31 protein-coding genes are annotated in these 26,822 nt (G+C 35.3%); 20 read left to right on the top strand and 11 right to left on the bottom strand.

Features of this window, described 5'->3' with window-relative positions; all coding sequences use genetic code 11:
* Nucleotides 1-23 precede the first annotated feature (23 nt).
* Nucleotides 24-1,229, top strand: coding sequence for an NAD(P)-dependent oxidoreductase (locus tag ACJJVP_RS01795; protein WP_405410308.1), 1,206 nt, complete (start codon nt 24-26; stop codon nt 1,227-1,229).
* Nucleotides 1,230-1,243: 14 nt separating this feature from the next.
* Here ACJJVP_RS01795 and ACJJVP_RS01790 read toward each other — a convergent pair whose 3' ends face one another.
* The 6 genes from ACJJVP_RS01790 to ACJJVP_RS01765 form a co-directional block, all read right to left on the bottom strand.
* Nucleotides 1,244-1,636, bottom strand: coding sequence for a DUF2809 domain-containing protein (locus ACJJVP_RS01790; RefSeq protein ID WP_405410306.1), 393 nt, complete (start codon nt 1,634-1,636; stop codon nt 1,244-1,246).
* Nucleotides 1,637-1,940: 304 nt separating this feature from the next.
* Entirely contained in the window at nt 1,941-3,341 is a 1,401-nt protein-coding gene (locus ACJJVP_RS01785) for a DUF4173 domain-containing protein (RefSeq protein ID WP_405410304.1), read from the bottom strand.
* A 127-nt stretch (nt 3,342-3,468) separates the two neighbouring features.
* A complete protein-coding gene (locus tag ACJJVP_RS01780; protein WP_405410303.1) occupies nt 3,469-3,921 on the bottom strand; it encodes a hypothetical protein in 453 nt (150 codons plus the stop codon).
* Nucleotides 3,922-3,975: 54 nt separating this feature from the next.
* A complete protein-coding gene (locus tag ACJJVP_RS01775; protein ID WP_027064736.1) occupies nt 3,976-4,266 on the bottom strand; it encodes a transcriptional regulator in 291 nt (96 codons plus the stop codon).
* A 21-nt stretch (nt 4,267-4,287) separates the two neighbouring features.
* The gene (locus ACJJVP_RS01770) at nt 4,288-4,923 is read right to left on the bottom strand and encodes a hypothetical protein (RefSeq protein WP_405410302.1); all 636 of its coding nucleotides are present in this window, start codon (nt 4,921-4,923) and stop codon (nt 4,288-4,290) included.
* Between the two features lie 347 nt (nt 4,924-5,270).
* Nucleotides 5,271-6,173, bottom strand: a complete 903-nt coding sequence (locus ACJJVP_RS01765) for a phospholipase A (protein WP_405410301.1) — start codon at nt 6,171-6,173, stop codon at nt 5,271-5,273.
* Nucleotides 6,174-6,261: 88 nt separating this feature from the next.
* On the opposite strand from ACJJVP_RS01765, the gene ACJJVP_RS01760 reads away from it, so the two are divergent.
* Nucleotides 6,262-6,636, top strand: coding sequence for a DUF1801 domain-containing protein (locus ACJJVP_RS01760; RefSeq protein WP_405410299.1), 375 nt, complete (start codon nt 6,262-6,264; stop codon nt 6,634-6,636).
* A 50-nt stretch (nt 6,637-6,686) separates the two neighbouring features.
* Here ACJJVP_RS01760 and ACJJVP_RS01755 read toward each other — a convergent pair whose 3' ends face one another.
* The 3 genes from ACJJVP_RS01755 to kdsA are packed head-to-tail and all read right to left on the bottom strand — an operon-like array spanning nt 6,687 to nt 8,350.
* Entirely contained in the window at nt 6,687-6,926 is a 240-nt protein-coding gene (locus ACJJVP_RS01755; protein ID WP_405410298.1) for a hypothetical protein, read from the bottom strand.
* Nucleotides 6,927-6,940: 14 nt separating this feature from the next.
* Nucleotides 6,941-7,498 (bottom strand): hypothetical protein, encoded by a 558-nt coding sequence (locus ACJJVP_RS01750; protein WP_405410296.1) that lies wholly within the window; start codon nt 7,496-7,498, stop codon nt 6,941-6,943.
* A gap of 33 nt (nt 7,499-7,531) precedes the next feature.
* Nucleotides 7,532-8,350, bottom strand: a complete 819-nt coding sequence (kdsA, locus tag ACJJVP_RS01745) for a 3-deoxy-8-phosphooctulonate synthase (protein WP_405410295.1) — start codon at nt 8,348-8,350, stop codon at nt 7,532-7,534.
* A gap of 83 nt (nt 8,351-8,433) precedes the next feature.
* On the opposite strand from kdsA, the gene ACJJVP_RS01740 reads away from it, so the two are divergent.
* The 6 genes from ACJJVP_RS01740 to ACJJVP_RS01715 all read left to right on the top strand — a co-directional run bounded on the left by ACJJVP_RS01740 (nt 8,434) and on the right by ACJJVP_RS01715 (nt 14,199).
* Nucleotides 8,434-9,000: a hypothetical protein gene (locus ACJJVP_RS01740; RefSeq protein ID WP_405410293.1), complete on the top strand. Its 567-nt coding sequence runs from the start codon at nt 8,434-8,436 to the stop codon at nt 8,998-9,000.
* Nucleotides 9,001-9,089: 89 nt separating this feature from the next.
* Nucleotides 9,090-9,674 (top strand): hypothetical protein, encoded by a 585-nt coding sequence (locus ACJJVP_RS01735; protein WP_405410291.1) that lies wholly within the window; start codon nt 9,090-9,092, stop codon nt 9,672-9,674.
* A 52-nt stretch (nt 9,675-9,726) separates the two neighbouring features.
* Nucleotides 9,727-10,272 (top strand): hypothetical protein, encoded by a 546-nt coding sequence (locus ACJJVP_RS01730; protein WP_405410289.1) that lies wholly within the window; start codon nt 9,727-9,729, stop codon nt 10,270-10,272.
* Nucleotides 10,273-10,378: 106 nt separating this feature from the next.
* Nucleotides 10,379-12,181, top strand: coding sequence for a translational GTPase TypA (typA, locus tag ACJJVP_RS01725; protein ID WP_036152395.1), 1,803 nt, complete (start codon nt 10,379-10,381; stop codon nt 12,179-12,181).
* Nucleotides 12,182-12,476: 295 nt separating this feature from the next.
* Entirely contained in the window at nt 12,477-13,265 is a 789-nt protein-coding gene (locus ACJJVP_RS01720) for an SDR family NAD(P)-dependent oxidoreductase (protein WP_405410287.1), read from the top strand.
* 34 nt (nt 13,266-13,299) lie between these two features.
* Complete coding sequence (locus ACJJVP_RS01715; protein ID WP_405410285.1) at nt 13,300-14,199, top strand: hypothetical protein; 900 nt, start codon at nt 13,300-13,302, stop codon at nt 14,197-14,199.
* Between the two features lie 81 nt (nt 14,200-14,280).
* On the opposite strand, the gene ppgK is transcribed toward ACJJVP_RS01715, so the two are convergent.
* Entirely contained in the window at nt 14,281-15,030 is a 750-nt protein-coding gene (gene ppgK, locus ACJJVP_RS01710; RefSeq protein ID WP_405410284.1) for a polyphosphate--glucose phosphotransferase, read from the bottom strand.
* A 138-nt stretch (nt 15,031-15,168) separates the two neighbouring features.
* Nucleotides 15,169-15,474: a hypothetical protein gene (locus tag ACJJVP_RS01705; protein WP_405410282.1), complete on the bottom strand. Its 306-nt coding sequence runs from the start codon at nt 15,472-15,474 to the stop codon at nt 15,169-15,171.
* A 260-nt stretch (nt 15,475-15,734) separates the two neighbouring features.
* On the opposite strand from ACJJVP_RS01705, the gene ACJJVP_RS01700 reads away from it, so the two are divergent.
* The 12 genes from ACJJVP_RS01700 to ACJJVP_RS01645 all read left to right on the top strand — a co-directional run bounded on the left by ACJJVP_RS01700 (nt 15,735) and on the right by ACJJVP_RS01645 (nt 26,737).
* On the top strand, nt 15,735-18,662 hold the full coding sequence (locus ACJJVP_RS01700; RefSeq protein WP_405410281.1) for a PEP/pyruvate-binding domain-containing protein: 2,928 nt from the start codon (nt 15,735-15,737) through the stop codon (nt 18,660-18,662).
* Entirely contained in the window at nt 18,662-19,930 is a 1,269-nt protein-coding gene (locus tag ACJJVP_RS01695) for a serine hydrolase (RefSeq protein ID WP_405410280.1), read from the top strand. Before ACJJVP_RS01700 ends, ACJJVP_RS01695 begins: the two co-directional genes overlap by 1 nt.
* Nucleotides 19,931-20,071: 141 nt before the next feature.
* Nucleotides 20,072-20,650 carry a TetR/AcrR family transcriptional regulator gene (locus tag ACJJVP_RS01690; protein WP_405410278.1) on the top strand — a complete coding sequence of 193 codons (579 nt, stop codon included), beginning with the start codon at nt 20,072-20,074 and terminating at the stop codon, nt 20,648-20,650.
* A 75-nt stretch (nt 20,651-20,725) separates the two neighbouring features.
* The gene (locus tag ACJJVP_RS01685) at nt 20,726-21,274 is read left to right on the top strand and encodes a carboxymuconolactone decarboxylase family protein (RefSeq protein WP_405410277.1); all 549 of its coding nucleotides are present in this window, start codon (nt 20,726-20,728) and stop codon (nt 21,272-21,274) included.
* A 120-nt stretch (nt 21,275-21,394) separates the two neighbouring features.
* Nucleotides 21,395-22,120 (top strand): SDR family oxidoreductase, encoded by a 726-nt coding sequence (locus ACJJVP_RS01680; RefSeq protein ID WP_405410276.1) that lies wholly within the window; start codon nt 21,395-21,397, stop codon nt 22,118-22,120.
* Nucleotides 22,121-22,185: 65 nt separating this feature from the next.
* Nucleotides 22,186-23,178 carry a type I glyceraldehyde-3-phosphate dehydrogenase gene (gene gap, locus ACJJVP_RS01675; RefSeq protein WP_405410274.1) on the top strand — a complete coding sequence of 331 codons (993 nt, stop codon included), beginning with the start codon at nt 22,186-22,188 and terminating at the stop codon, nt 23,176-23,178.
* Between the two features lie 67 nt (nt 23,179-23,245).
* Nucleotides 23,246-23,560, top strand: a complete 315-nt coding sequence (locus ACJJVP_RS01670) for an EthD family reductase (RefSeq protein ID WP_405410273.1) — start codon at nt 23,246-23,248, stop codon at nt 23,558-23,560.
* Between the two features lie 3 nt (nt 23,561-23,563).
* Complete coding sequence (locus ACJJVP_RS01665; protein ID WP_405410271.1) at nt 23,564-24,208, top strand: DsbA family oxidoreductase; 645 nt, start codon at nt 23,564-23,566, stop codon at nt 24,206-24,208.
* Nucleotides 24,209-24,230: 22 nt separating this feature from the next.
* Nucleotides 24,231-24,893, top strand: coding sequence for a peroxiredoxin-like family protein (locus ACJJVP_RS01660; protein ID WP_405410269.1), 663 nt, complete (start codon nt 24,231-24,233; stop codon nt 24,891-24,893).
* A gap of 29 nt (nt 24,894-24,922) precedes the next feature.
* Nucleotides 24,923-25,273, top strand: a complete 351-nt coding sequence (locus ACJJVP_RS01655) for a DoxX family protein (protein WP_405410268.1) — start codon at nt 24,923-24,925, stop codon at nt 25,271-25,273.
* 23 nt (nt 25,274-25,296) lie between these two features.
* Nucleotides 25,297-26,001, top strand: a complete 705-nt coding sequence (locus tag ACJJVP_RS01650) for a haloacid dehalogenase type II (RefSeq protein WP_405410267.1) — start codon at nt 25,297-25,299, stop codon at nt 25,999-26,001.
* A gap of 82 nt (nt 26,002-26,083) precedes the next feature.
* Nucleotides 26,084-26,737 carry a hypothetical protein gene (locus ACJJVP_RS01645; protein WP_303597870.1) on the top strand — a complete coding sequence of 218 codons (654 nt, stop codon included), beginning with the start codon at nt 26,084-26,086 and terminating at the stop codon, nt 26,735-26,737.
* Nucleotides 26,738-26,822 lie beyond the last annotated feature (85 nt).

Here is a 26,822-nt window from a genome sequence, read left to right as displayed (position 1 = left end):
TGCAATATTTATACCAAACCCATATGAAGTTCGGAATCATCAGAGAACGTAAGAATCCGCCAGATAAGCGTGTTGTTCTATCTCCAAAAGCATGTCAAAAAGTCTTAAATACATTTCCTAAGGCTGAAATTATTGTAGAATCTTCGCCTATTAGAGCGTATGCCGATGATGCCTATAAAGCTTTGGGCGTATCCGTAGCCGATGAAATGAATGATTGCGAAGTGCTATTAGGTGTTAAAGAGGTGCCGATTGATGCGCTAATTCCGAATAAAAAGTACTTTTTCTTTTCACATACCATTAAAAAGCAACCTTATAATAGAGATTTACTTCAAGCTATATTAGAGAAGAATATTGAAATGTACGACCATGAGGTTATTACCAACAAGCAAGAACAGCGCGTTGTTGCCTTTGGTAGATATGCTGGTATTGTGGGTGCCTATAACGGATTTCGTGCATACGGACTCAAATTTAACTTGTTTCAATTACCAAAAGCCAACGATTTAGAAGATCAAGAGGCTTTAATAAATGAACTAAAGAAATTAAGATTACCTGTAATCAAAGTACTGCTTACCGGTAGAGGTAGGGTAGGGAATGGCGCTAGAGAAATGCTAGACGGTATGGGAATGAGAAGGGTGAATGTTACCGAATACTTAGAAGAGACATTTAATGAACCTGTATATTGCCAAATTGATGCAGGTGAGTATAATAAGCGTAAGGACGGAGTTCGTGGTAATAAAGCCGACTTTTTTGCGAACCCAGAAGAATATAAATCTAACTTTTTCAGATTTGCCAAGGTTAGTGATTTCTATATTGCAGGTCATTATTTTGGTCAAGGTTCTCCATATCTTTTTACCCGTGATGATGCTAAGCATGAAGATTTTAAAATTCAAGTTGTTGCCGATATAAGTTGTGATATTGACGGTCCGGTAGCTTCTACTATTAAACCATCAACTATTGCAGACCCAATTTACGGGTATCACCCTGGTTCTAAGTCTGAAATAGATTTTAAGAATTCTGACGCAATTGCGGTCATGGCGGTAGATAATTTACCGTGTGAATTACCTAGAGACGCAAGTGAAGGTTTTGGAGAAGCTTTTATAAAAAATGTTATTCCGGCTTTTTTCAACAAAGATAAAGATGGCGTTCTGGAAAGAGCAAGAATGACCAAAAATGGGAAGCTTACAGAACGTTATGCATATCTACAGGATTATGTTGATGGTAAAGAATAAATAGAAGTCTCATTTTAATTTATAGGTTGTTTCAGCAAGAATCGTTTTATGATTTCTAAACTTGTTACGGTTAGTATACCTAGGGTGTATGCCAATAAATCTTGAATGCTGAAATAGTTTCCGAAGATTAAATTTGCCCATTTAGAATGCTCCAACCCAAAGTAGCTTAACATATTGGTGAGTTGTAAAAATTCGATGACAAAAGCAATTAATAAGGTGACAATGCCAATGGCAATATCACTTGCCTTTATGAAGGCTTTGAAAAAGAAAAATAGGAGAATGACTACTAGGTAATCTCCGAAAGTATGTCGAATAAATCCTGATTTTAAAAATATGGCAATTAAGATTTCGATTCCTAATAGTGCAAGAAAATATATGAAATAGATACGGTTGAATTTGAATTTCATCTGTTTAAATATTATGCGTTTGTTAAAGAGATATAAAGTATACTTACTGGGTAATTCATAATCAGTAAGATAAGCGTCATGGTATGCTCTTGTATAGCCTTAGAATACCTAAGTACATTTACCAAAATTATAATCAAAGCTATACAGGTAACGATGATATAGCTCAGATATAGCATAATGCCTACAATGACAGTGAACTCTGTTTTTGGTATTAAGGCAATACACAGTAGTAAAGATGAGAGTAGAAAATACAATGAAACTACTCTCACAATTCTACGGTTCCATTTATGTTTAAATAAGGCTATCATTTTAAGTCATTTTGAACAAGCTGAACTAATGTATATTCTTGCCACGTTTTTTCTGATTGTTGTGTAATATAATCTTCGTATTTATCTTTAATACTGATTTTTAAATTATAGTCTACACTCTTCTCTTTAGCATATTTGTATAGCTGAATACTATTAGTATCTCCCAAATCCAAGAGATAATGAATATCAGGATTTTCAAGTGAACTTAAATTGAAATACGTAATTGTTCTATCCCATGGCACCGCAGCACTGAGCACTAAGAAAGCAAATACAGTTGCAATGTTTGTACGCACTAAATAAATAAAGCTTTTTACTTCCGCTACTTTAACATAAGCTGTAATTAAGCCGGTAAGGGTAAGTAGTAGATATACGAATACACCAATACGCTTGTAGGTAAGACCCAGGGCTTCAACATAGGTGAAGTTCTTGTATGTTGTAAAAACAATTAATATAATGTTTAGCGAGATCCAAGCGTATGTAAGTGTTTTTATTTGCGTATTCTCTTTATAGAAGTTGAGGTTTCCTCTAAAGAAATAAAGAATTAGTATAATGGCTAGTACTATAGAGAACATTAACGCATACACCCCTTGGTGTACAGATGCCGAATATTCTGCATTAGAAATTTCGGTTTTTTGGAATAGGTAAATTCCATCAGTTACTAAAAAGAATACCAGTAATAAATTAAGGGCGAAAAATATAAAAGAGCCTAAGGTATGCTCACTTTCCAATTGCCTTTTTTGCCCAATGATTTCTATTTCGGACGGAGTCTTTAATTCGTTTTTTTGAGATGCATCCACCGCAATTATTTCTTGTGCATCTAATGGGCGCAAAATGTTAAGAAATATAATGTACCCAAGAAATGTAAAGAATACCCAAGGGATACTTATAAAATCAAAATTGATTTGATTTACAAGGTTCTCAAAAACAGGATTAGCATTTTTGTACAGCGCAGCGAACAAAATGAGTAATGCCCCTGCGAAAAAACTACCTTTTAAACGATTAAGTAATTTTGGTGACGTCTCCTTTTTTATATCTTTTTCGTTGACTGAATTTTGTCTTTGAATGAAATTCGCAATACTTGCTATTAGTATGTTCATGAAGCCTAATAGCCATGAGAGGTATAAAGATGTTTGGTTAGAAATAGATTTACCTACATAGACCATTAATGCCATAAAATGAACAAATATGGTAAACACTGTAGGATTGATCAATACAAAAACTGATGTAAGAATATAGGTGAGGGCATAAACCCATGAAACGTTACGTGTGCCTTTAAGTGTAGAAACAAGTACCACTACCAATATGGAAATTAAAAATAAATTTAGTCCAAAGCTTTTACTGTAGAATAGTAAACTAAAGGCTAATGCAGATAAGAGTGATTTTATATGAACGTTCATAATATGATGTATTTAAAAGGTTATTAATGATTTAAATTTTTCGATTATTAATAAGAGATAGTAACAAAGAATCAGGTGTACTGTCTTACGTGTTTTTGAAATTTTAGATAGTTCTAGTATCATGATTTTAAGGAATTAAAAATGTGGACTTTATCCGTTTGATGGGTTGGTTCAGCAGCTTTTGAAACTCTAATTGATGAAAGGGTAGTGCAGATTTACCGCACGCGTATTTCAATTTAAAGAACCTCCAATACTCCGGATAGAGCATAGAGCCAATAGATATGACGGTAAATAAGTAAAGACTTCTTTTCCCATTTCCCATTAAATAAAACTGCATGCTTATTTCTTCAGGAACCGTAATTCCGGTTCCGGTGAGTACATGAAATACATCATGACTCTCTAGTTTTTCTTGTAACTGAAAGCTGTTGGCAACAAGAAATTTGCTCATATGATAGCCTAATGAGTCGCTTGGATATTCTTTTAATTCTTCAGCATTAAATTGCCAAGCTTCATTCTTTTTGAAGTATTGATAGGGTACTACACTCCAATTATATAATTTTTCTAATATGGCTGCTCTCATTTTCGTTATTTTAAAAGTACTTTGAATTTCAAAGTAAAATGATAAAAAAATATACTACTTACCTATTAGTTTTTCTAAAGCATTAATATGCTTTTTAAACTGCGCTTTACCAAGTGGGGTTGCAGAGTAGCGAGTATTAGGTTTTCTGCCTATAAACTGCTTTTCCACTTTTATGTATTCCTCTTTTTCAAGCGCTTTGGTATGACTGGCTAAATTACCATCTGTAGCACCTAAAAGCTCTTTTAGCATTTTAAAATCAGCATAGTCGTTTACCATTAGAATAGACATAATCCCTAGTCTTATTCGGTGATCAAAAGCTTTGTTTATGTTGTCAATTAAACTCATATATCAATAGCTAGGCTAATCTTAATTTCTGTCGTACTTATAATACATTAATGCCCCATACAAAATGTGGCAAACGCCAAACCCTAAAGCCCAAAAATACAATCCAAATCCTATAAACTGCGTACTAACTAGTCCTATTCCTATAAAAACCAAACCCATATATCTAACATCACCCATAGTGTACTTGCTTGCGTTAACACAAGCCAGACCATAAAATATAAGCGTTGCCGGAGCAACAAGACCAGCAATACCTTGTTGCATAAGTACCAAGCAGAAAAGTCCTCCTACTACTAACGGAATAGCAAAATTGAATACTAGTCGTTTACTGGTGCTGTCCCAAATTTTCTCTCCGCTTTTTTTAGATTTTTTCAAGGTCATAATAAAACCGGTAATAACTGCTGCCACCAAAACTGCAATAGCAATTAGTGTTAGGTCGCTAACAGTATCTGAACCCCAAAGTGATGAAGACCTACCGGAAAAGTTTTCATAATTGGCAGCTGAGGTATCTTTCAGCTTAACATAAGCAAATCCTGCCCCAATTAAGGCATATATACCTGCGAGTACTCCTGAGAGTCCGCTTAATGAAATAAATCGTGAAGAACGATTCATTATATTCTTGATTTCGGTAATATCGTTTAGATACTTATTTGTCTCCATTTTAAAGTACTTTGAAATACAAAGTTAAATTAAATATCTGAAAATATAACAAAACCGAGGTAAAAAAGTTAAAGAAGGTACTTTAACGGTAGCTTAAAAAAGGGGCTTAGATTTAATTATTTATTTGGTGAAATCTGTTTGAATGTAGTGTTTTAGAGTGATTTCCTTTTTTGGATAGCCTTATTTAAATCAACCTTTTATGGAAAGTAATTATGTGTGCAAACAACTACGAAAGGACTTGTAAAACCGGAAATACGCGTTGATTCCCTATCAGAAATTTAAATCTGAATGCATGAAATCAAGTCTAAATTATATTATACTAAGGTAGATTACAATATAAAAAATGATTAGTTAATTAAAGAAACTCCAATCCCTAAAGTGGTCTGTCTGTGGTTATAGTCTATTAGAGTTTCGCCGTAACCATCAAAGAACTGTACATGGCCATTGAAGTTTTCAAAGATTGGAAAAGACCAGTTTAATTGTAAACTACCACGGCTTTTGTCTCCTAGGTTTAAAGAGTGTCTGGCAATAGCTCTAAAGCGCTGTCTGCCCCAGTCATAGGTGATATCGGCTTCGCCACGGCCTATGTAATCAGATATCTTTTCGTTGTCATCAATCTTACTTCCTATACGTATCCATGGTTTTAGCATTACCTGCCAATTGCCTTTTTCAAATCCTGCATGAAAAGCAATACGATTCCAACTTCTAGAAATAGGGTCTGACTGTCCGTTAGATTCATGTATGACTGCGGCTCCAATCATTTTAGCGTCGAAACCTAGTATTTTAAATTGAATGGGGAAGTTGGCAATAATTTCAGGCTGATAATTTAATTCGCGAAAAGGTCTTGAGCGCTCTGTATTATAAATTTGCCAATAGGCAGTCTGTGAATAGCCCATCCATAAATCCATTTTACCATCAAACATACCATGAAAGATTTTTGTTTTTAGGCTAATCTGAAATTTTGACTCTACAGCATTTAAGCTGTTAGGCTCATCTAAAACTTTATCTGAATTTTCTGCTTGTGGAAATTCATTTGGGTTGGTAGAATATTTTGCTGCAGTAATGTAAATAGGTTTATAAGAAGTAAGGATAAATGTACCGCGTTGGTGCTCATCATCTAGCTCCCATAATTCACTTAAGCTTTTACTATTGTTGAAATACCAATTGTGATCATGATCTTCTTGTGAAAAACATTGAGAACCGATACTTATTATAAAAGCAAATATTAAGATTGTTGTTTTATGTAACATCAATAAATTTTAGAGATGGTAAAATTATATATTTGGATGCGTATTAGTATATGTATTCGTATTTTAAGTTAATACAATCGATTTAATTATGAAACCAGCTGAGAATTATATTTTCAATCAACCAGAACCTTATAAAAGTATTTTAATGCATTTGCAAATGATGATTGAAACAACTTTGCCAGAGGTTGAACTGAAATTTAAATGGAATATACCTTGTTTTTACGTTGGGAAATCGCCCATTTGTTATTTAAATGCATCGCACAAAAAGCAGTTTGTTGACATTGCTTTTTGGAACTCGGCACACTTAACAAAACATTTGAACGTACTAATTTCTGAAAATAGAAAAGTAGTACGTTCATTGCGTTATACTACCCTTGAAGATATTGATAACGATATTCTAATAGATGTTTTACAGGATGCTTATGCTGTCCGTAAAAACGGATTTTATAAGAAGGATGATTGACTTTAATTGTAAAAATTAATGAGGATAAAGTCTACTTAATTACGCGCTATTTACTCTCTTTCACGAACTATTACAAAGTAGATAACATAAAGCCATCCCAAGATTCCGTGTAGTAATGCATAAAGAATTGATTTATTCCTGTCCCACGAAACAACAATGGCAATTGCACTGCCAATTCCAATCCCGTTATTAACCGCAGTTTGCGTTATCCCTGTACTTCCTGTTTGTTGACTAAAACATTCTATAGAAAACAATAATAGAATAATTGATGTCAGTTTTATTTTATTCATTTTGTTTTTTTAATTCAATTCAATTCAACCTTCAAATTTGATTCAACTTTACCATCAATTAATAATTGTATTTTGAATTCATTTTCAATTTTTAGATGAGCAAAATTAATCCTTCCATATTCACAAATGCCTTTTACAATCTTTCCGATTAATATTAGTAATGCTTTTTGGATTGTCTTGTTGTATTTATAAAAGTTGGGGAATATTGCTTTAACATTCCAAACAGTTGATTCAATACCACCAACTTCTGTTTTGTATTTAGTATTCTCAGGTTTTCTTAAATCTGATTGAAATATCACAGAAGCCTTAAATTCATTTGATTCACTTCGCCATTCAATAGCTATTTTACTTATTGGTTCTGGAACTTTTAAAAACAAAATTCCCCCACTAAAAGAATTAAGAATTAGAAATTTGCCTTTTTTAGTAAATTGGTTAAAATCTTCTTTTAAAAGCTTTTTATTATCTAGTTCAAGGCTAGAAGAAATGAGTTTGTATTCTTCATTTAGTTCAAAACTAAAGTTGGGTCCAATTATTAATTCAAGATTTTTTAATTCTTCACATAGTCGGCTCATTTTCTAAAATCAAGCTTGTTTGAAAAACAATATCTAAAACTCATTAACAACAGCTCTCAACGCTACTAAATCTGTCAATAGTTTTTTCATCAATCCTAAATCCAGCATGTTGGCTCCATCACTTTTTGCATTGGCACAATCAAAATGGGTTTCTATAAAAAGTCCGTCAACACCTGCTGCAACACCTGCGCGTGCCATAGTACCGATCATAGCTGGTCTACCACCTGTTACACCAGAAGTTTGATTAGGCTGTTGTAACGAATGCGTTACATCTAAAACCACAGGTGCATATTGTTTCATAGTGGGTACACCTCTAAAATCTACAATCATATCTTGGTAACCGAACATGGTACCACGATCAGTAATAATAGCTTGCTCATTACCAGTTTCGGTAACTTTATTTACGGCATGCTTCATACTCTCAGGACTCATAAATTGTCCTTTTTTGATGTTGACTGTTTTTCCTGTTTGTGCGGCAGCAACAACCAAATCTGTTTGGCGTGCTAAGAATGCAGGTATCTGTAATACGTCTACATACTCTGCAGCCATTACAGCATCTTGCTCTGTATGTATATCGGTTACTGTGGGTACTTTAAAAGTTTCAGAAACTTTTCTTAGAATTTTTAATGCCTTTTCATCTCCAATACCGGTAAATGAATCTAATCTACTACGATTTGCCTTCTTGAAACTTCCTTTAAATACATAAGGTATTTTAAGCTCATCAGTAATTGTAATAATATGTTCTGCAATGCGCATCGCCATATCTTCACCTTCAATGGCACATGGTCCTGAAAGTAGAAAGAAGTTATTACTGTCCGTATGTTTTATTTGGGGTATTAGGGATAGGTTCATTCGTCGAATATTTTTAAACAAATATACTATTTTAAGAAGCTTACTGTTCTATTAAGATAAGATTGTCGAAACCCTAAATCGAAATGAAAATCAAACAGTTTCTTATTTTAATATTGCTGATATGTTTTGCTGGTAATGTTCATGCTCAGTTTGGTAAAAACTGTGAACTTAGGCAGGTGAAGATCAATCTACTTAATCCCGGTCTTGAATATGAAATGGCTTTGGGTACCAATACCACCCTTGATATAAAGGCGGGAATTCAAGTTGCTTTAGACCCATTATTGCCAGATGTTTATAGTGAATTTGGAGTTTTTCCTGCAATAGCTGGTCAATATCGGTACTACTATAATTTTGAAAAACGTCAGCGTAAAAGAAAACAGATTTATGGCAATTCTGCTAATTATGTGGCACCTGCTGTAGCGGTATTCTTTCCGGGTTCACGAACCATTGCCAATGAAAATGTAGAAGGAGCTTTCGGATATGCCGGATTGGTGACTGGTATACAACGTAGTTTTGATTCTGGATTTAACTTTTCTGTAGATGTAGGTGCAGCTTATTATGACGGACAATTTGAAGGCGGAATTTATCCAGTAGCTAATTTGAGCATCGGGTTTATCATAAGTGAAAAGCGCTGGTGTGTGGGTCGTTAATTACGTAAGTATTTTCTTAATATTTCATTAAATCTAGTGATTACGTTTTTAGAAACATGTAGTTTTAGTTGCAACATCAATCAAACTACATGAAAAAAATTACGGTAATTCTTCTGTTTTTAACCGTCACGGCAACGCAAGCTCAGATTAGGGATTTTTCTGAAAAAGGAAACGGACTCGTAAATCTTGAGCGACATCAATTTACAATTAATCTTCTGGGACCCGGTATTCGATATGAATTAGGTCTTTTTAAAAATGTAAGTGCATCAACTAGCTTTACTCCAGCATTTTCTAGATATCAGGAAGGCTATGCTTTAGGTTATGCGTGGCATACCAGAATCAGGTATTACCATAATTTTCAAGAGCGCTTAGATGTAAATAAAAATGTAATTGGTAATTCTGCAAATTATATTGGCCCTGCGCGTAGTATATTTTGGGAACCTGTGCAGTTTGTTGATAATATCTCTGATGGAAATATTGATTATGCCTTTGCTTTCTATGGCGGAGTATATGGTATACAACGTACTAATAGAAAGGGCTTTAATATAAATGCAGAAGTAGGTTATGGTTATTTTGACTCAAAAACTTTGGATAGTGGACATGGTTTTTTGCTGAATGTTAATTTTGGTTGGGTAGCGACAAAACGAAAATCTAGAAAACCTACGTTTGATTAATGTGGTCTGATATTTGATACATACTCCGAATAAATTCTAACCATATGCTATCATGAAAAAAATCATCTTTTTATCCGTTACTCTTTTGTCCGCTTTCTATACGAATGCACAATCCGGGAAATTAGTGGAAGACGGACTCTTCAAAATTAACTTGTTGGCGCCAGGTGTATCTTATGAAGTAGGTGTCGCAGATAAAACTACCTTGAACTTAGAGGCGTTTTTAGGTTTTGCACTTAATGGAGGTTCAGATAGGGAGACCAGTTTTGGACTTTACCCTGGTCTAGAGGCAGACGTTAGGCAATACGTTAATTTTAATAGAAGATTGCAGAAAGGAAAGAATATATCTGGCAATACGGGTAACTACGTTGCATTTTTAAATCAGCTTCAATTTGGAACGCCAATTATAGGTGATTTGGAATATGCTTCTGACTACTTTTATAACGCGGCGATTGTTTATGGTATGCAGCGTACGTACGAAAAGGGATTTTATTGGGGATTGGCTTTTGGACCAAGTATTTTTGCCGATGAGTTTTATGTAGATGCGGGCATTTTAATAGATATAAGACTAGGTTGGGTGATCGGTGGTAGAAAAAAGTAGTCTAGACTTATAGAACTCTCTCAAAATCAATAAGATAAAAATAACATAAGTTTAAGTGTGGCTATTATTATTTAAAGTATCTTTGCACGCTTAAATAAGACCTTTTATGTCCACTACTACAAAAAATATTGCGATCATTGCGCACGTTGACCACGGTAAAACGACCTTGGTAGACAAAATAATGTACCACTGTAGCTTGTTTCGTGAAAACGAGAATACAGGTGATTTAATTTTGGATAATAACGACTTGGAAAGAGAACGTGGTATAACCATTACTTCTAAGAACGTTTCCGTTATATATAAGGACACGAAAATAAATATTATCGATACTCCTGGTCACGCCGATTTTGGTGGTGAAGTTGAGCGTGTATTGAATATGGCAGATGGTGTTTTGTTGTTGGTAGATGCTTTCGAGGGTCCTATGCCACAAACACGTTTTGTACTTCAAAAAGCAATCGATCTTGGTTTAAAGCCTTGTTTGGTAATCAATAAAGTAGATAAGGAAAACTGTACTCCAGAAGAAGTACATGAAAAAGTTTTCGATTTGATGTTCGAGCTAGGTGCTGAAGAGTGGCAGTTAGACTTCCCTACAGTTTATGGTTCTGCAAAGAACAACTGGATGAGTACAGATTGGCAAAATGAAACTGAGAACATTGAGCCATTATTGGATATGGTAATTGAGCATATTCCAACTTTTGAACCAAAAGAAGGAAATACTCAAATGTTGATTACCTCTTTAGATTTCTCTTCATTTACTGGTAGAATAGCTATTGGTAGATTACAAAGAGGAACTTTGAAAGAAAATCAGCAAATTTCTTTGGTAAAACGCGATGGTTCTATCGTGAAATCAAAAATCAAGGAATTATATGTTTTTGAAGGTCTTGGTCGTAAGAAAGTTGAAGAAGTTGAAACGGGTGATATTTGTGCCTTAGTTGGTGTGGAAGGATTTGAGATCGGTGATACCGTTGCTGATATTGAAAACCCAGAAGCATTGAAAACTATTGCAATTGACGAACCTACAATGAGTATGTTGTTTACCATTAACGATAGTCCGTTCTTTGGTAAGGATGGTAAATTCGTTACTTCTCGTCATATCAACGATAGACTTCAAAAAGAATTGGAAAAGAACTTGGCGTTACGTGTAAACGAAACGGATAGTGCAGATAAATTTTTAGTATTCGGTCGTGGTGTATTACACCTTTCAGTTTTAATTGAAACAATGCGTCGTGAAGGATACGAATTACAAATTGGTCAGCCACAGGTTATCATCAAAGAAATAGATGGTGTTAAATGTGAGCCAGTTGAAGCATTGACAATAGATTTACCAGAAGCTGTTTCAGGTAAAGCTGTTGAAATGGTTTCTATGCGTAAAGGTGAAATGACCAGTATGGAAGCTAAAGGTGAGCGTATGATTTGTGAGTTTATAATCCCTTCTAGAGGTATTATAGGTCTTCGTAATCAATTGTTGACCGCTACTGCTGGTGAGGCTATTATGGCACACCGTTTCTTAGAGTATCAACCAATGAAAGGAGATATTCCACAAAGACAAAATGGTTCTTTGGTTTCTATGGAAACGGGTAAAGCAATTCCTTATTCTATAGATAAATTACAAGATAGAGGTAAGTTCTTTGTTGATCCAGGTGAAGATATTTATGAAGGTCAAGTTATTGGTGAAAACTCTCGTGGAGATGATATGACCGTTAACATTACAAAGACTAAAAAATTATCTAACGTTCGTTCTTCTGGTGCTGATGATAAAGCTAAGATTGTTCCTGCAATTAAGTTTTCTTTAGAAGAAGCATTGGAATATATTCAGAAAGATGAGTACGTTGAGGTTACTCCTAAGTTTTTACGTTTACGTAAAATCTATTTGACGGAGAATGACCGTAAGCGTAATAAAATAGCATAAGTACTAAAGCTCCTTTTTTAAGGAGCTTTTTTTTGCTTTTAGATATAGAAACCACCTATTTAGGTGGTTTTTTTGTTTGTAGTGCTCTCAAGTTCATTTAAAAGTAAAATCTATAAAGTCTTTACTGGGTTGATATAATGTTAATTAGTGTCATCGTACTAAGAAATATGCAAAAAATTATGATAGATTTTCCTACTTTCTTAATAATGCGTTCATCCTGCATTTTTCTTCGTTTCTACATAGAATTTTATCTAATTTAAAGTAGAATTTAAACACAACTCAAACTAACATTATTATGCAACTAAAAGGGAAAAATGTGCTCATTACCGGAGGTACTCGGGGTATTGGAAAATGCATGGTCCAACAGCTCATCAAAGATGGAGTCACTAATATTGCGATCATTGCACGCGACAAAAAAAATCTAAAAGATTTATCACTTTCATATCCAGAGGTAAATTTTATTCGCATTGCTGGTGATATAGCTAATATTCAGGTTTTACGCGATGCTGCCGCACGTATAGAAGATAAATGGGGTCATTTAGATATATTGATAAATAATGCGGGTATTGTGGCTGCTGGTCCTTTAGAAGATATACAAGATGAAGATCTTTATGATCAGGTTGCTGTAAACCTTACCGCTGTAATGTTATTGACCAAGTACTGTATTCCGCTTTTAAAATTTTCTGAAGATGCATATATTTTAAATATTTCATCTGGACTAGGATTAATAGGTATGCCTTTCTATGCGGTCTACGGAAGCACCAAAGCAGCTATACGTCAGTTTTCAGACTCTATGAGAAGGGAATTGGCACCTTTTAAAGTATCGGTTACCTGTGCTTTTCCTACAGCTACGGATACTGAGATGATGCAGAAATTTAAAGGTAGAAAGATGGATGCTCCTGACTATGTTGCAGAGCGGTCACTTGAAGGATTATTTAATAAGGAGATTCAAGTTATTTTTGGAGGTGAAGAACGACTGAAGGAAAATACCTTGAATTTTGAAGCACCTGCTGAATTGGATAAGAAGGTTGCCGAGAATTATGAGGAACGTAAAATGGCCAGTTTAGATCATAAAGCCGTATAATCTATGCTGGGAAATTAATAAACGGCGAACAACTATGAAACTACTTTACAAACTATCACTATTATTAGTACTTACAGTTATTGTTTCCTGTAAAGAAACTCCTAAAAAAACAAATGAAACCGCTAAAGAAGTGGTCGCTGAAACCAATGTAATTGCTTACCCTGATTCTTGGGTGTCTTCTAGAGTTTCAAAAGCAAAAGAAAGACTAAATAGCACTGAAGCAGGAAAAGTTATTTGGAATGCTATGGAAGCACATGGCGGATTGGATACTTGGTATGCTAACGGACCAATATCTTTTCACTTTAATTATCAGCCTTTAGATGGTAAAACAGCTAGAGATAGTTACCAAACTGTAGATACTTGGAGTAATCGTGCTGTTCATACAAGCGCCACAGATTCTACTGCACATTTTGGCTGGACGGGAGAAAAGTCTTGGGTACAGGCAAAAGACAGTACTGCATTTGCTTATGATACTAAATTCTGGGCATTGACACCATTATGGTTTGTTGGGCATCCTTTTGTGTTAAGTGGGGAAGGGGTTAACTTGGAATTGTTAAAGCCTACAACCTTTAAAGGTCAAGATTACAATGCTGTTAAGGTTACGTTTGCTGCCGGTACCGGTGATGCGCCAGATGACTATTACATTTTGTATGTTAATAAAGAGACGAATAAAATAGCGGTCATGAGATATATTGTTTCTTACCCAGAGTATTTTAAAGATGGCGGTCATGCCCCAGAAAAATTCACTGAATTTGTTGGTGAGCAAATTGTAGATGGTATTACCTTGCCAGGCGGATTTAAAACGTATTGGACGGTTAAGGACGATCAGCCAGGTGACTACATTACTAAAATTGATTTTACAGAGGTATCTTTTGAATCAGATTTGCCAAAAGATTTTTTCGATGCGCCGGCAGATGCCAAAATTTTGAATTAAAAAAGATTTAGCCCGTAAAGCAAAAAAAATCCCAAAGTTATCTTTGGGATTTTTTTTGCTTTATAGAAGCAGCTTATTGCTCTAAGCTTTCTTCGTTTTGTATTGCGAAGCTACTGCTGCACCAATTATACCTGCATGATTTTGAAGTGCTGCTGGTATTACTTTAGTGTCAATTTTAATTTTCGATTTAAACTCATCAAAATCTTTTGAAGCACCTCCGCCAAGAATTATTAAATCTGGAGAAACGATCAATTCAATATATTCTAAAAATGTGTTGAATCTTTTTCCCCATTTTTTATAAGATAGCCCTTCACGATCTTTTGCCGATCCGGCAGCCCATTTTTCAATTTTAGAATATTTTTTATAAGGAATTTGTCCTAATTCAAAATTAGGAATCAATTTGCCATCTAAAAAAGCACCACTACCTAATCCTGTGCCAATCGTAATCATGACCACAAAACCTTTTTCACCCTTACCAGTACCAAAATTCATGGTAGCATAACCGGCAGCATCAGCGTCATTTATTACAGTAAAGTCAAGTCCGGTTTTCTCTTCCAATAACTCCTCTACATTTACACCTAACCAACTTTTATGAAGATTGCCCGTTGCCTTACATACTCCGTTTTTAATTATGGTAGGAAAACCACAACCAACTTTGCCCTTGTAATCAAAATGTTTTACAATTTGTGCAATTACATCGGTCATTGCTTCTGGTGTTCTAGGTATGGGAGTGGGAATTCTATGGCGTTCAGAAATCATTTCTCCGGTTTCAGAATTAACTAATGCTCCTTTAATACCTGAGCCTCCTACATCAATACCTAGTAAAGTCATTTTTTGTTTTGTTATGAATTACAAAGAAACGAAAAAGAATCGGCTCTTTGAAGTGAGATTGTTTTTGTGAATTTACACATATTTTTCAACCCGATTAAGGGCATAAAAAAAGGACCTTTTAGGTCCTTTGTACTCTTTTTATTCAGGCATTAATATACCTGTGATAGTGGTTGTCTGAATTTCTTCGTCATCTTCATCTAATTCAGAATCTACGGTAAAAGTGATTGCAAATTGTCTTCCAACAAATTTCTGACTTGTTAAATCATACCTTTTACTTGCTTCGTAACTTACATTGTTAAACTCCACACTTTCCCCATCATCATCAGAGAAAATATAAACGCCGTTACTGTACCCTTCATAAGTTCCATTCATGGTACCTGTTTCTTGTCCATATGCGGTCCAAGAAGAAATGGTTACGAACAATACTATTAAAAGTGATTTCATTTTTTAAATTGTTAAGTTAATTATAGATTTTTTTGTCCGTTTTTTGAGTCTTTTTTTAGACTTAAAAAGTTGATACAAATGAAATCTAATTAGTTGAATAACGAATAATTTTATCATTTTATTATGAATCTTTTTTTTAATCTTAATCTTCTGTAATTCAGTAAGGTATTTTTGTTTTATTATCTTAAAATAATTACATGATAGCGAATTAAATAGTCATATTTGATAGTACCTTTGATGAATAAAATAATATAATTCAATTGAAAAAAAGTAATTTAAATACCTTCTTTATTGCGTTGATCTGTGTTCTTTTTACACCAGGTCTTAGTGTTCAGGCGCAATCATCTTTAGCGGTCGAAAATGTTCAGACATTGGTTGAGAAATATAAAAGTGATATTCGAGGTCCATATAAAGATATTCGATGGTTTTGTGCCGATGGTAGTGTTCGTCAGCCAAAAAATCCTTGCCCAGATAATATTGGTTCGGGTGTGCAGCATGCTCGCTATAAAGATGAAGTGGTTGCTTTGGGTAAAAGCAATCATGTTTATTTAGGTCAAATTTTGGCTTATACAACTATAGATGAATTATGGGATAACAACCACAATCATTCTCGGTTAAAACAATACCAATTAGATAAATATTTGCGATTGGTCGATAACGGATGGATCAATCAAAAAGGACAGTTTTATAGAGGTTCTGTTCAGGTAGAAGACGAAGAGGCTTGGGGTATCGATTTTTATAAAACCATATTATCCAAAGATGCTGTGGTTACAGATAATTTCTATCTCATTCGCCAATCTTTAAAAGATATTCCTCATAATGGTGATGATAATGTAGCGCAGTTGATGAGAAGCGAATCTAAGGTGATTTCAGATTTGTATGTTCCTTTTATGGATCTAAGAACAAAAATTCACAGTCAGCCTGAGAAATCAGATATTCAGAAAGTAATCGACTTTAAAGCTAAAAATCAAAAATCTTTAACTGCTGATTTAAATAAAAAACTTGACGGTTTGGTAGCTACCATGAATACGTTCTTTAAGCCTGTAGATGTTCAGGCTTTGCTGAACAAATCAAAATTAATAAAAGGCACAACTTTAGGCGATAAGGTTCAGTCATTTGTTAATGGTAGGTCGAATGATGAAACCGCTTCTTATTCGGTAAATGAAACGGCACAATTGCTTTTAGAGATAAGAGAAGAATTGTTAACAGAAAAGCGTTCTTTGGCACGTTTGCAGTTATTGGACATTTCTTTTAAATTAGAAGAGCTATTGTTTCAAAATGCACCGAATTGGCAACCAACAACGGTAAGCGGACAATTAGAAAAAATTTGTGCGTTGACAACGGCATCGGTTGGTGCAGGGTATTTAGAACTGTGGGAATGGGAACAAATTTCTGGTGCACTTAGTAAATTCAACCAAGATCAATTGAGCTTGGCAGAACTAACACAGGTATTAGAAACGGCAAGAGCTGCAGTAGAGTGGAGCGCAGCTATGGTAAAAGCGAATTATCAAGAAGTGGTTAATACATATACCACATTTGAGCCCAAAGCATATGCATTTATAGATGATAGAATTAGAGGTTCTGTTGCCTTACATTTAGGACAAAGTGTAGGTGAACTTGGTGATTTTATTTCACAAGAATCTGCCTTGACGAATAAAGTGATGGACATTGCCAACCAAAGTACATTTAGAGGGTTGAACCCTGGGTATGCATTTGGGGAGTTGGTCGTTGTTGATGGCTCATCTGAAGATATTGAAGTATCGGCAGATAAGATTTATATTTTTCAAAGATCACCATCAGATTTAAAACCTGTAGCTGGTATTGCAACTGTGGCAGAGGGTAATATGGTTTCACACGTGCAGTTATTGGCACGTAATTTAGGTATACCGAATGCTGCCTTATCTGATCAAAACCTTCAAAGTTTAAAGAAATATGATGGTGACCGCGTGTTTTATGCGGTTTCTAATAAGGGAAATGTGATCTTGAAACCAGAATCGCAGATGACGGATCAAGAACGCGGACTATTCGTAAAGAAAGAACGTAATACCGATAAGATCGAAGTGCCTGTTGAAAAGATTCAATTAGGCAATACAGATGTTTTAAACATGCGCGATGTTGATGCTAGCGATTCAGGAGCTTTATGCGGACCAAAAGCGGCTAACCTAGGGCAGTTGAAAAAGATGTTTCCTGAGCAGGTGGTTGAGGGATTGGTGATTCCGTTCGGAATTTTTAGGGATCATATGGATCAACAAATGCCTGGTGAAAATAGCTCGTATTGGGAATATTTGAATGCCATGTTCAAAGAAGCCGATCGCATGCGAAATGCAGATGTGCTAGAACCCGAAGTTGAGAATTATCAGTTACGACAATTAGAAACCTTAAGAGGTGCTATCAAAAAAATGCCGTTGAAAGAAGATTTTATGAATCAGCTTGAAAGCAAATTCAAATCTGTTCTTGGGTCGGACTTCGGAAAAATACCCGTGTTCTTGCGTAGCGATACCAATATGGAGGATCTTAAAGAATTTACTGGCGCAGGATTAAACTTAACATTATTCAATGTGCTGGATAAAGAGAAAGTTTTAGAAGGCATAAAAGATGTTTGGGCTTCACCATATACTGAACGTAGTTTTAAATGGAGACAAGTGTATTTGTTGAATCCTGAGAATGTATTTCCTTCTATTTTGGTGATACCAAGTGTAGATGTAGATTATTCGGGAGTTCTAATTACAAAAGGAATCAATTCGGGTAACGATAAAGATTTAACGGTAGCTTTCAGTAGAGGAGCAGGCGGTGCAGTAGATGGTCAGTCCGCAGAAACATATACTATTTACGATAGTAATGGTTATCGTTTATTGGCGCCGGCTCGTGAACCAATGTACAATACCTTACCATCTAACGGTGGTACGGGCAAGAAAGTGGCAACGTTCCAGAATAGAGTAGTGAATGAAAAGAACATGAGAGATATTAAAATATTAGCGAATACCATTCGTGAAACTTTACCTAAAGAAACAAATTCAAATTATGAAGGTGCTTATGATGTAGAGCTTGGTTTTAAAAAAGATAAATTATGGTTGTTTCAAATAAGACCATTTGTTGAAAATAAAAAAGCATTGAGTTCTGGGTATCTAGAATCTATTACACCGAGAATTAATACAGAGAAAGAAATCTCGTTAAATACAAAATTGTAATGCAGAGAATACTAATATTATTGATTGTAGTTATAAGTGCATCTGCATTTACAACATCTACCTATTATCCAATAGATGGTTACGAGCGAACAGGTATTAAACGTTTAAAGCGTTTAGAAATGATTAAAAGTGGGGAGATAAAAGATGCGACCGCTTTACCTGCAGGAGCAATGAAATCTTACAATGACATTCAATTAAATCTACTATCGAGAAAGAATGATAGTGCCACGGGGTTAATGCAGGTGAACGAAGATTTTCAGAAAGAAATCAGTGCACTCTTCCGTGGTTTAGATAAAAGTTATTCATTGACTGTTTTAGATATTTCTGACCCTGAAAATGTTCGCTATGCAGAACGAAATGAAGCAGCAGGTTATCAGCCCGGTAGTGTTGGTAAATTGGCGGTATTATTAGGATTGTTTACACAGTTGGAGAAAATTTATCCAGATTCATTCGAGAAAAGAACTGAATTGTTGAAGAATAAAACTGTAAAAGCGGGAGTTTGGGGCTTAACAGATGAACACACGATACCTATTTATAATATTGAAAAGAATACCTTGGTAAAGCGACAGGTAATTGCTAGTGATGTATTCTCATTATATGAGTGGGCAGATCATATGCTGTCTGTAAGTAATAATGGTGCGGCAAGTATTGTTTGGAGAGAAGCACTTTTGATGGCGGCTTTCGGTGAAAAATACCCAGAGATGACCCAAGAAGATGCGGATACTTACTTTAAAGAAACACCTAAAAAGGAGCTAACGGACTTAAGTAATGATGTTGTCAACTTGCCGTTGCGCGATTTAGGTATCACATCTGATGAATGGCGACTAGGTAGTTTCTTCACTAGAGGTGCAAATACCTATGTAGGTGATAAGGGCGGTAGTATAGGTTCTCCACAGGGGTTAATGAAATTCTTGGTGCAATTAGAACAAGGTAAGGTGGTTGATGAAGCTTCTAGTTTAGAAATGAAGCGATTGATGTATATGACCGATCGTAGAATTAGATACGCACAATCGCCTGCATTAAAAGAAGCGGCAGTTTATTTTAAATCAGGTTCGTTGTATAAATGCGATAGAAGCAAAGGTGAATCTTGTGGTAAATACATGGGTAACGTAACCAACTTTATGAATTCAGTTATTATAGTTGAGCACCCAGATAATTGTAGGTATATGGTTGTGCTAATGACGAATGTGCTACGTAAGAATTCTGCCAGTGATCATATGTATTTAGCGGGTAATATTGATAAAATTATTAGAAAGGGTAGAATTTAAACTTCTGATTCATCTGATTTGAATAACCTATTGTGCTATATGTTAATAGGTTATTTTTGTTATAGGAGGTTTTAAATGCCCAATAATACTTAATCTAAAGTTAAAAGTTTTTTTATATCAAAGCACTTGCTTAGTTTTGTAGTGGAATTAGAAATCATGGCACGCAAAAAACAATATAACGAAGCTGAAGTCATAGAAAAGGCAATGCGCCTGTTCTGGCGTAATGGCTATGAGAGCACATCAGTTCGTATGTTGGAGAAAGAAATGGGTATTAACCAGTTTTCCATATATTCTAGTTTTAAAAATAAAGAGGGTGTTTTTTTAGAAAGCATCAAACTTTATAATAATCAAATTAAAACCATTACCAATACCTTGGAAAACTCTAATAATGGAGTAAAAGGTATTAAAGAATATTTTCTTGATTTTCTTGATTTTTCTAGAGAAGGCGCAATTTTTAAAGGATGCCTGGTTACCAATACTGTAAATGAAATAAAAGAAGATTCCAGCCCTGTAATTATGGCGGCGTTAAAACGCTTTTCTTTAAATATTAGAGAATTGTTTGTAAGGAATCTAAAACAAGACGACTTAAGGGATGTAAAAGAAATAGAAGCGCAAGCAGACTATTTAATGAATGCTCTTTTAGGTCTATCGATTTCATCGAAAGTGTTTAAAGAGGAACAGCTGAAAGACATTATTAAGATTACATTTTTACACTTATAACTTTTTTTTTGAGCAATAACTAAGCAGTCGCTTAGATTTAACATAAATATAATAATTAATAGAAATAATAAGATTATGACAACTTTAAAAGTACACGACATTGAATCTGCACCAGAAGGTAGCAAAGGATTATTAGAGAACTCTCAAAAATCATTTGGTATGATCCCTGGTTTGCACGGGGTGTTGGCGGCTTCTCCACAAATTTTAGAAGCATACCAGACATTACATAAACTATTTACTGAAACTTCTTTTAACAACGATGAGTTGACAGTAGTATGGCAGACAATCAATGTAGAGCATGCTTGTCATTACTGTGTACCAGCGCACACGGGTATTGCTAAAATGATGAAGGTTGATGATGCTATTACAGAAGCATTACGTAACGAAACTCCTTTGGCAGATGAAAAATTAGAAGCATTAAGAACTATGACATTGACTATAGTTCGTAACCGTGGTAATGTAACGCAAGAAGATCTAGATACTTTTTATGCAGCTGGTTATGGTGAGCAACAAGTATTGGAAATTATCTTAGGCTTATCTCAAAAAGTGATCAGTAACTACACAAACCATATTGCACATACGCCAGTAGACGCACCTTTTCAAGGTTTTGCATGGTCTAAATAATTGAGGTTTCAGTTTCCCCTCGAAACCATATGTTGATTGAGTGATTATTTGTAGCCTTCCGTCTTTAGGCGGAAGGCTATTATTTTCTCGAATAAATTTATCAAAAACTTAAACTTATATATGAGCACAACAATAGAAAATAAAGTAGCTTTAATAACTGGTGCCAATAGAGGTATCGGTAAAGCGATAGTAGAGTCATTTATAAATCACGGTGCTAAAAAAGTGTATTTGGCAGTACGTAATACCGATTCTACAAAAGAATTAGAAGACAAATACGGTGATAAGGTAGTGACTCTGAAAGCAGATGTTTCTGACACAAAATCTATACAAGATTTGGCTAAGCAGGCAAATGATGTAGATATCGTCGTTAATAACGCGGGTATAGGTACACCTTATGCCACTGTAGGTGAAGATGTAGAAAAAGATTTCATGCAACAATTACAGGTAAATGCCTTTGGTTTTTTACGTGTAGCGAATGCATTCGCTAAAACATTAGAGGATAAAAAAGGAGCGTTGGTTCAATTAAATTCTGTAGCATCTATTAAAATTTTTCCTCAATTATCTACCTATTCTGCCTCAAAGGCAGCATCCTATTCCTTGACGCAAGGTGTAAGAGCGGATTTGGGAGCAAAAGGAGTTAGCATTTTAAGTGTACACCCTGGTCCTATAGATACTGATATGGCTGCAAAAGCAGGATTTGAAGGTGCTGCGGCTACCTCAATTGTATCGGAAGGAATTGTAAAATCATTGGCTGAGGGAGATTTTCACTTGTTTCCAGACGATATGGCGAAACAATTTGAAGGAGCTTATCAAGGGTTTGCAGAGAATATAGTTTTATCGGATTAGAACAAACAAAAATTAAAGGGTTCTGCGTAAGTAGGATTGAATTTTATTAACCTAAATAGATCGAAATGAAAAAAATAGCAATAAACGGAATGGGGCGTATAGGTCGCGCTTCTTTAAAGGTGATTTTGGATACTCCAGAATTAGAGTTAGTGGCGGTAAACGACATCGTATCTGTAGAGAATATAGCTTATTTACTTAAGTATGATTCAGTTTATGGAATTTATGAAAAAGAGGTTTCTCATGATGATAACAACTTGATTATAGATGGTCAAAAAATTCAATACAACTCGCAACGTAATCCTGAAGATTTACCCTGGGCATCACATGAAATTGATGTCGTAATTGAAAGTACTGGTTTCTTTACCAAAAGCGAAGACGCTAAAAAACACATTAAAGCAGGTGCTAAATCTGTTATTATTTCTGCACCAACAAAAAGTGAGGACATACCAACGGTAGTTCATGGTGTAAATACGGAAGCTGGAGAAACTAACATATTTTCATGTGCTAGTTGTACAACAAATAACATAAGTCCTGTTGTTGAGATTTTAAGTCGTAGAATTGGTATTAAGAAAGCTATCATGACTACGGTACACGCCTATACGGCATCGCAAGGTATTGTAGATTCTCCATCACAGAAGAACTTAAGAATGGGGCGTGCCGGTGCGGCGAATATAGTACCAACATCTACTGGTGCAGCAATTGCAACCACTAAAGCTTTGCCAGGTTTAGCCGGTAAATTTGATGGTGTTGCTTTACGTGTTCCTATTCCGGTAGGTTCAATGTCCGATCTAACATTTGTAATGGAACATGATATTACACCAGAAGCTATTAATGCTATTTTTAGGGAAGAAGCGGCTACTAAAAGATATCAAAATGTTCTTGCTACAACAGATCAGCCTTTGGTATCTTCTGATATTGTGAAAAATCCGCATGCATCTACAGTAGATTTAGGTATGACTAGAGTCGTAGATGGCGATTTATTAAAAGTGATGACGTGGTATGATAACGAATGGGGATTCACCAATCAAATGATTCGTCAAATTTTATCAGAAAACTAGAATAAACGAGGTAGCGTTTCTTGATTGAATAGAACCGCTACTTTTTTCAACTTTAAAAACTCAGAAAATGATAAAGGTATCTGTAATGTATCCGAACAGCGAAGGCGTAAAGTTCGATACGGAATATTATAAAAATACACACTTGCCAATGGTTCAAAAACTAGTGGGTAGTGCATTGAAAGGATTGGAATTGGATCTTGGTGTTGGTGGCAGAGCGCCAGGCGAAGCTGCACCCTATGTAGCCATTGCTCATTTAAAGTTTGATGATGTAGCTTCTTTTCAAGCGGCATTTGGTCCTCATGCGGCAACATTTGCGGCAGATGTTAAAAATGATAGCAATGTACAAGGTGAGATTCAGATCAGTGAATTGGTAACATTTTAAGAGATGAAAGAGAAATTAAAAATAGATATCGTTTCTGATGTAGTTTGCCCATGGTGCATTATTGGGTATAAGCGTTTAGAAAAAGCGATTTCAGAACTAGGTATTGAAGATAAGGTAGAGATTGAATGGCAACCATTTGAGCTAAACCCGGGCATGCCACCAGAAGGGCAAGACCTTACGGAACATATTGCCGAAAAGTATGGTTCTACTATAGAACAACAACAAGCATCGCAACAGAACATGACCGATATTGGGGAAGAACTTGGTTTTAAGTTCGACTATTTTGAAGGTATGCGTATGGCGAACACATTTGATGCTCATTTGTTGTTAGAATATGCTAAGGATTTTGGAAAACAGACCGAATTGAAAATGCGATTGGTTACTTCTTTCTTTACCGAAAGAAAAGATGTTTCTGATAGAGCTGTTTTGAAAGAAGCTTTAATAGCGGTCGGTTTAAATGCAGATGAGGCACTGGCTAGATTAGACAGTGAAGAAGCGAGATTTGAGGTAAGAAACAAACAGGGTGAATGGAAGAATATGGGTGTAAACTCTGTGCCTACTATCGTCTTTAATATGAAAAGTGCAGTAACAGGTGCACAACCCGTTTCTACTTTTAAACAAATACTTGGTGAACTAATTGCCAATTAATAAAAATATAAATTCGTCTATCATGAGCACAACAATTAAAGGGGAGCTAGATGCATTATTAGCGGTAAAACGCCAAGAAGCAGCTGTGAAGTTTACTGATGAGAAAAAGCAAATCTATGCTGAGGGTATTAGTAGTGTTGCGGCATCTGGTGTATTGGAAAATGCACTCAATGTCAATAGTAAAGCACCTAACTTCACCTTGAAAAATGCATCGGGCAAATCGGTTTCTTTGTATGAGGAACTTAAAAACGGACCCGTAGTTTTAACATGGTATAGGGGAGGATGGTGTCCGTATTGTAACATCACACTACATTATTTACAAGAGAAACTACCTGAATTTAAAAAAGCGGGTGCAACCTTAATTGCACTTACGCCAGAGTTGCCAGATAACTCACTAAGTACAGCAGAAAAGAATTCTTTAAAGTTTTCTGTTTTGAGTGATGTGGGTAATGGTGTTGGAAAAGAATATGGTGTAGTATATTCCTTGACCGATGAGGTTGCTGCAATGTATGAAGCAGGTTTTGGTTTAAGTAAGGTAAATGGAGATCATAGTAATGAACTGCCATTGGCTGCAACTTATGTGATCGATACCGATGCCATTATACAATATGCATTTTTAGATGCAGATTATACCGAAAGAGCAGAAGTGTCAGAAATATTAACGGCTTTAGAAAAGTTGAAATAGCATAAGGAACTAGTTAACTACCAATAATTATGAATGCGAACAAAATAATCTATTATGTAGCTACAGGTATTTTTACCTTGGTCATATTGTTTTCAGCAGGTATGTATTTTTTTAATCATGAATATATTAAAGGAGCCTTTACTAGTTTGGGTTACCCTACATATTTAATTTATCCGTACGCTACTGCAAAGTTGATCGGGTTATTTGCCATATGGAATCCTAAGTTTCATATTATAAAAGAATGGGCGTATGCCGCATTTTTCTTTGCGGTTACATTAGCATTTTTTGCACACATTATGGTAAGTGATGGGGAACAAATGGCAGCTGTAATTGCTTGGGTGGCATTGGTTGTTTCTTATATCTTTAGCAAAAGGATTTAAACGCATTAAATGAAGATTGTAATATGGGTATTGCTATAGCGAATAAAAATATACGACCTAAAGTGTTGTTCTTTGATGTCAACGAAACACTTTTAGATCTTACAAAAGTTCAAAAAAAAGTAGGAGAAGCTTTAGGCGGAAGAGAAGATTTGCTCTCCCTTTGGTTTACGACTATGTTACAGTATTCATTAGTAACTTCGGCAAGTGGTCAGTACAAACCATTTGATCATATTGGTGCCGCCGCATTACAAATGGTGGCGGCAAATGTTGATATTTCCCTAACGGAAGAAGAGGCACGCAAAACTATTTCTGCGTCTATGGGTAATTTACCAGCGCACCCAGAAGTAAAAGAAGCACTTACACAATTGAAAACTGCCGGTTACAAATTAGTAGCCTTCACCAATTCATCTAAAGACGGATTAAAAAAGCAATTTGAATATGCGGGATTAACCGAGTATTTTGATGAAATGCTAAGCGTGGAACCAACGGGAAAATTCAAACCCTTTACAGATACGTACGCATGGGGAGCAAAACAAATGGGCTTGGAACTAGAAGAGTGTATGCTCATCGCAGCTCACGGTTGGGATGTTGCTGGAGCACTTTGGGCAGGCTGGAGAGCAGCGTTTATAGGTAGACCAGGGCAGCAAGAATATCCTTTAGCGCCAAAAACAGAAATAGTAGTGTCTGATTTAAAAAAAGCAGCAGACATTTTAGTTACTTACAAGTAAAAACTCTTGCCATTTCATTTTCAAATTAAAAGCATCTAAGAATATGTATCTTTGTTTTACCATTAACTAAAGAAAGTATTACATGTTTAAAAGAACACTATTTGTTGCCCTAATTGCACTTACCCTAACTTCATGTTGGAAAGATAAAAGTCCGGAAGACCTTATTCGTTTAAAAGATAAATTTAAGTCTCAAGTAGACGATTTTGAGAATAAGAAAGAGACCGCGAACAAAAATGTAAATAAAGGTCTAGAATCTCTAAACGCTTTAAAAAGCGCTTTGGAAGATACCAAGAATGAAGATAAGGAATTCGCCAAGGTATATGGAGATTGGGAAAAAGTAGATCGTAGAGTTAATAACTTGAATAAGGAGTACGAAGACTTAAAAGAGAAAGCTTCCAATCTGTTCACGGCAATGGAGACACAGACCAATAGCCTAAGTGATGAAAAGAGTAAAAAAACACTCTTGGGTGCTATAGAAAAGGCGCGTACCAAATATAACGCAACATTAGCGAATACTTCTACGGCTATAGAAAAATTAAGGTTGTTGCATGGCGATGCCGTTGAGGTCGTTAAAGCATTAGAAGTGGCTGCAGCCCTTAACTCTTTCGATAATATCAATGATCAAATGAAAAGCATTGAAGGTCGTGTAGACGGTATCATGCAAGAATTGAACGTTGCCGTTGTAGAGAGTAAGAAATTATACGAGAAGAAAATCACCGAATTAGGGGAAGAATAGTTTAGATTTTTAGTTTTTTCTAGAAGAAAGCCAGTATGTGTTCATACTGGCTTTTTTTTGTGATGTACATTCTTTAGAATAGACC

Origin of the sequence: Maribacter sp. Asnod1-A12, from assembly GCF_045063735.1 — a bacterium.
Taxonomy (GTDB): domain Bacteria; phylum Bacteroidota; class Bacteroidia; order Flavobacteriales; family Flavobacteriaceae; genus Maribacter.
This window is presented reverse-complemented; position numbering and strand designations above follow the sequence as displayed.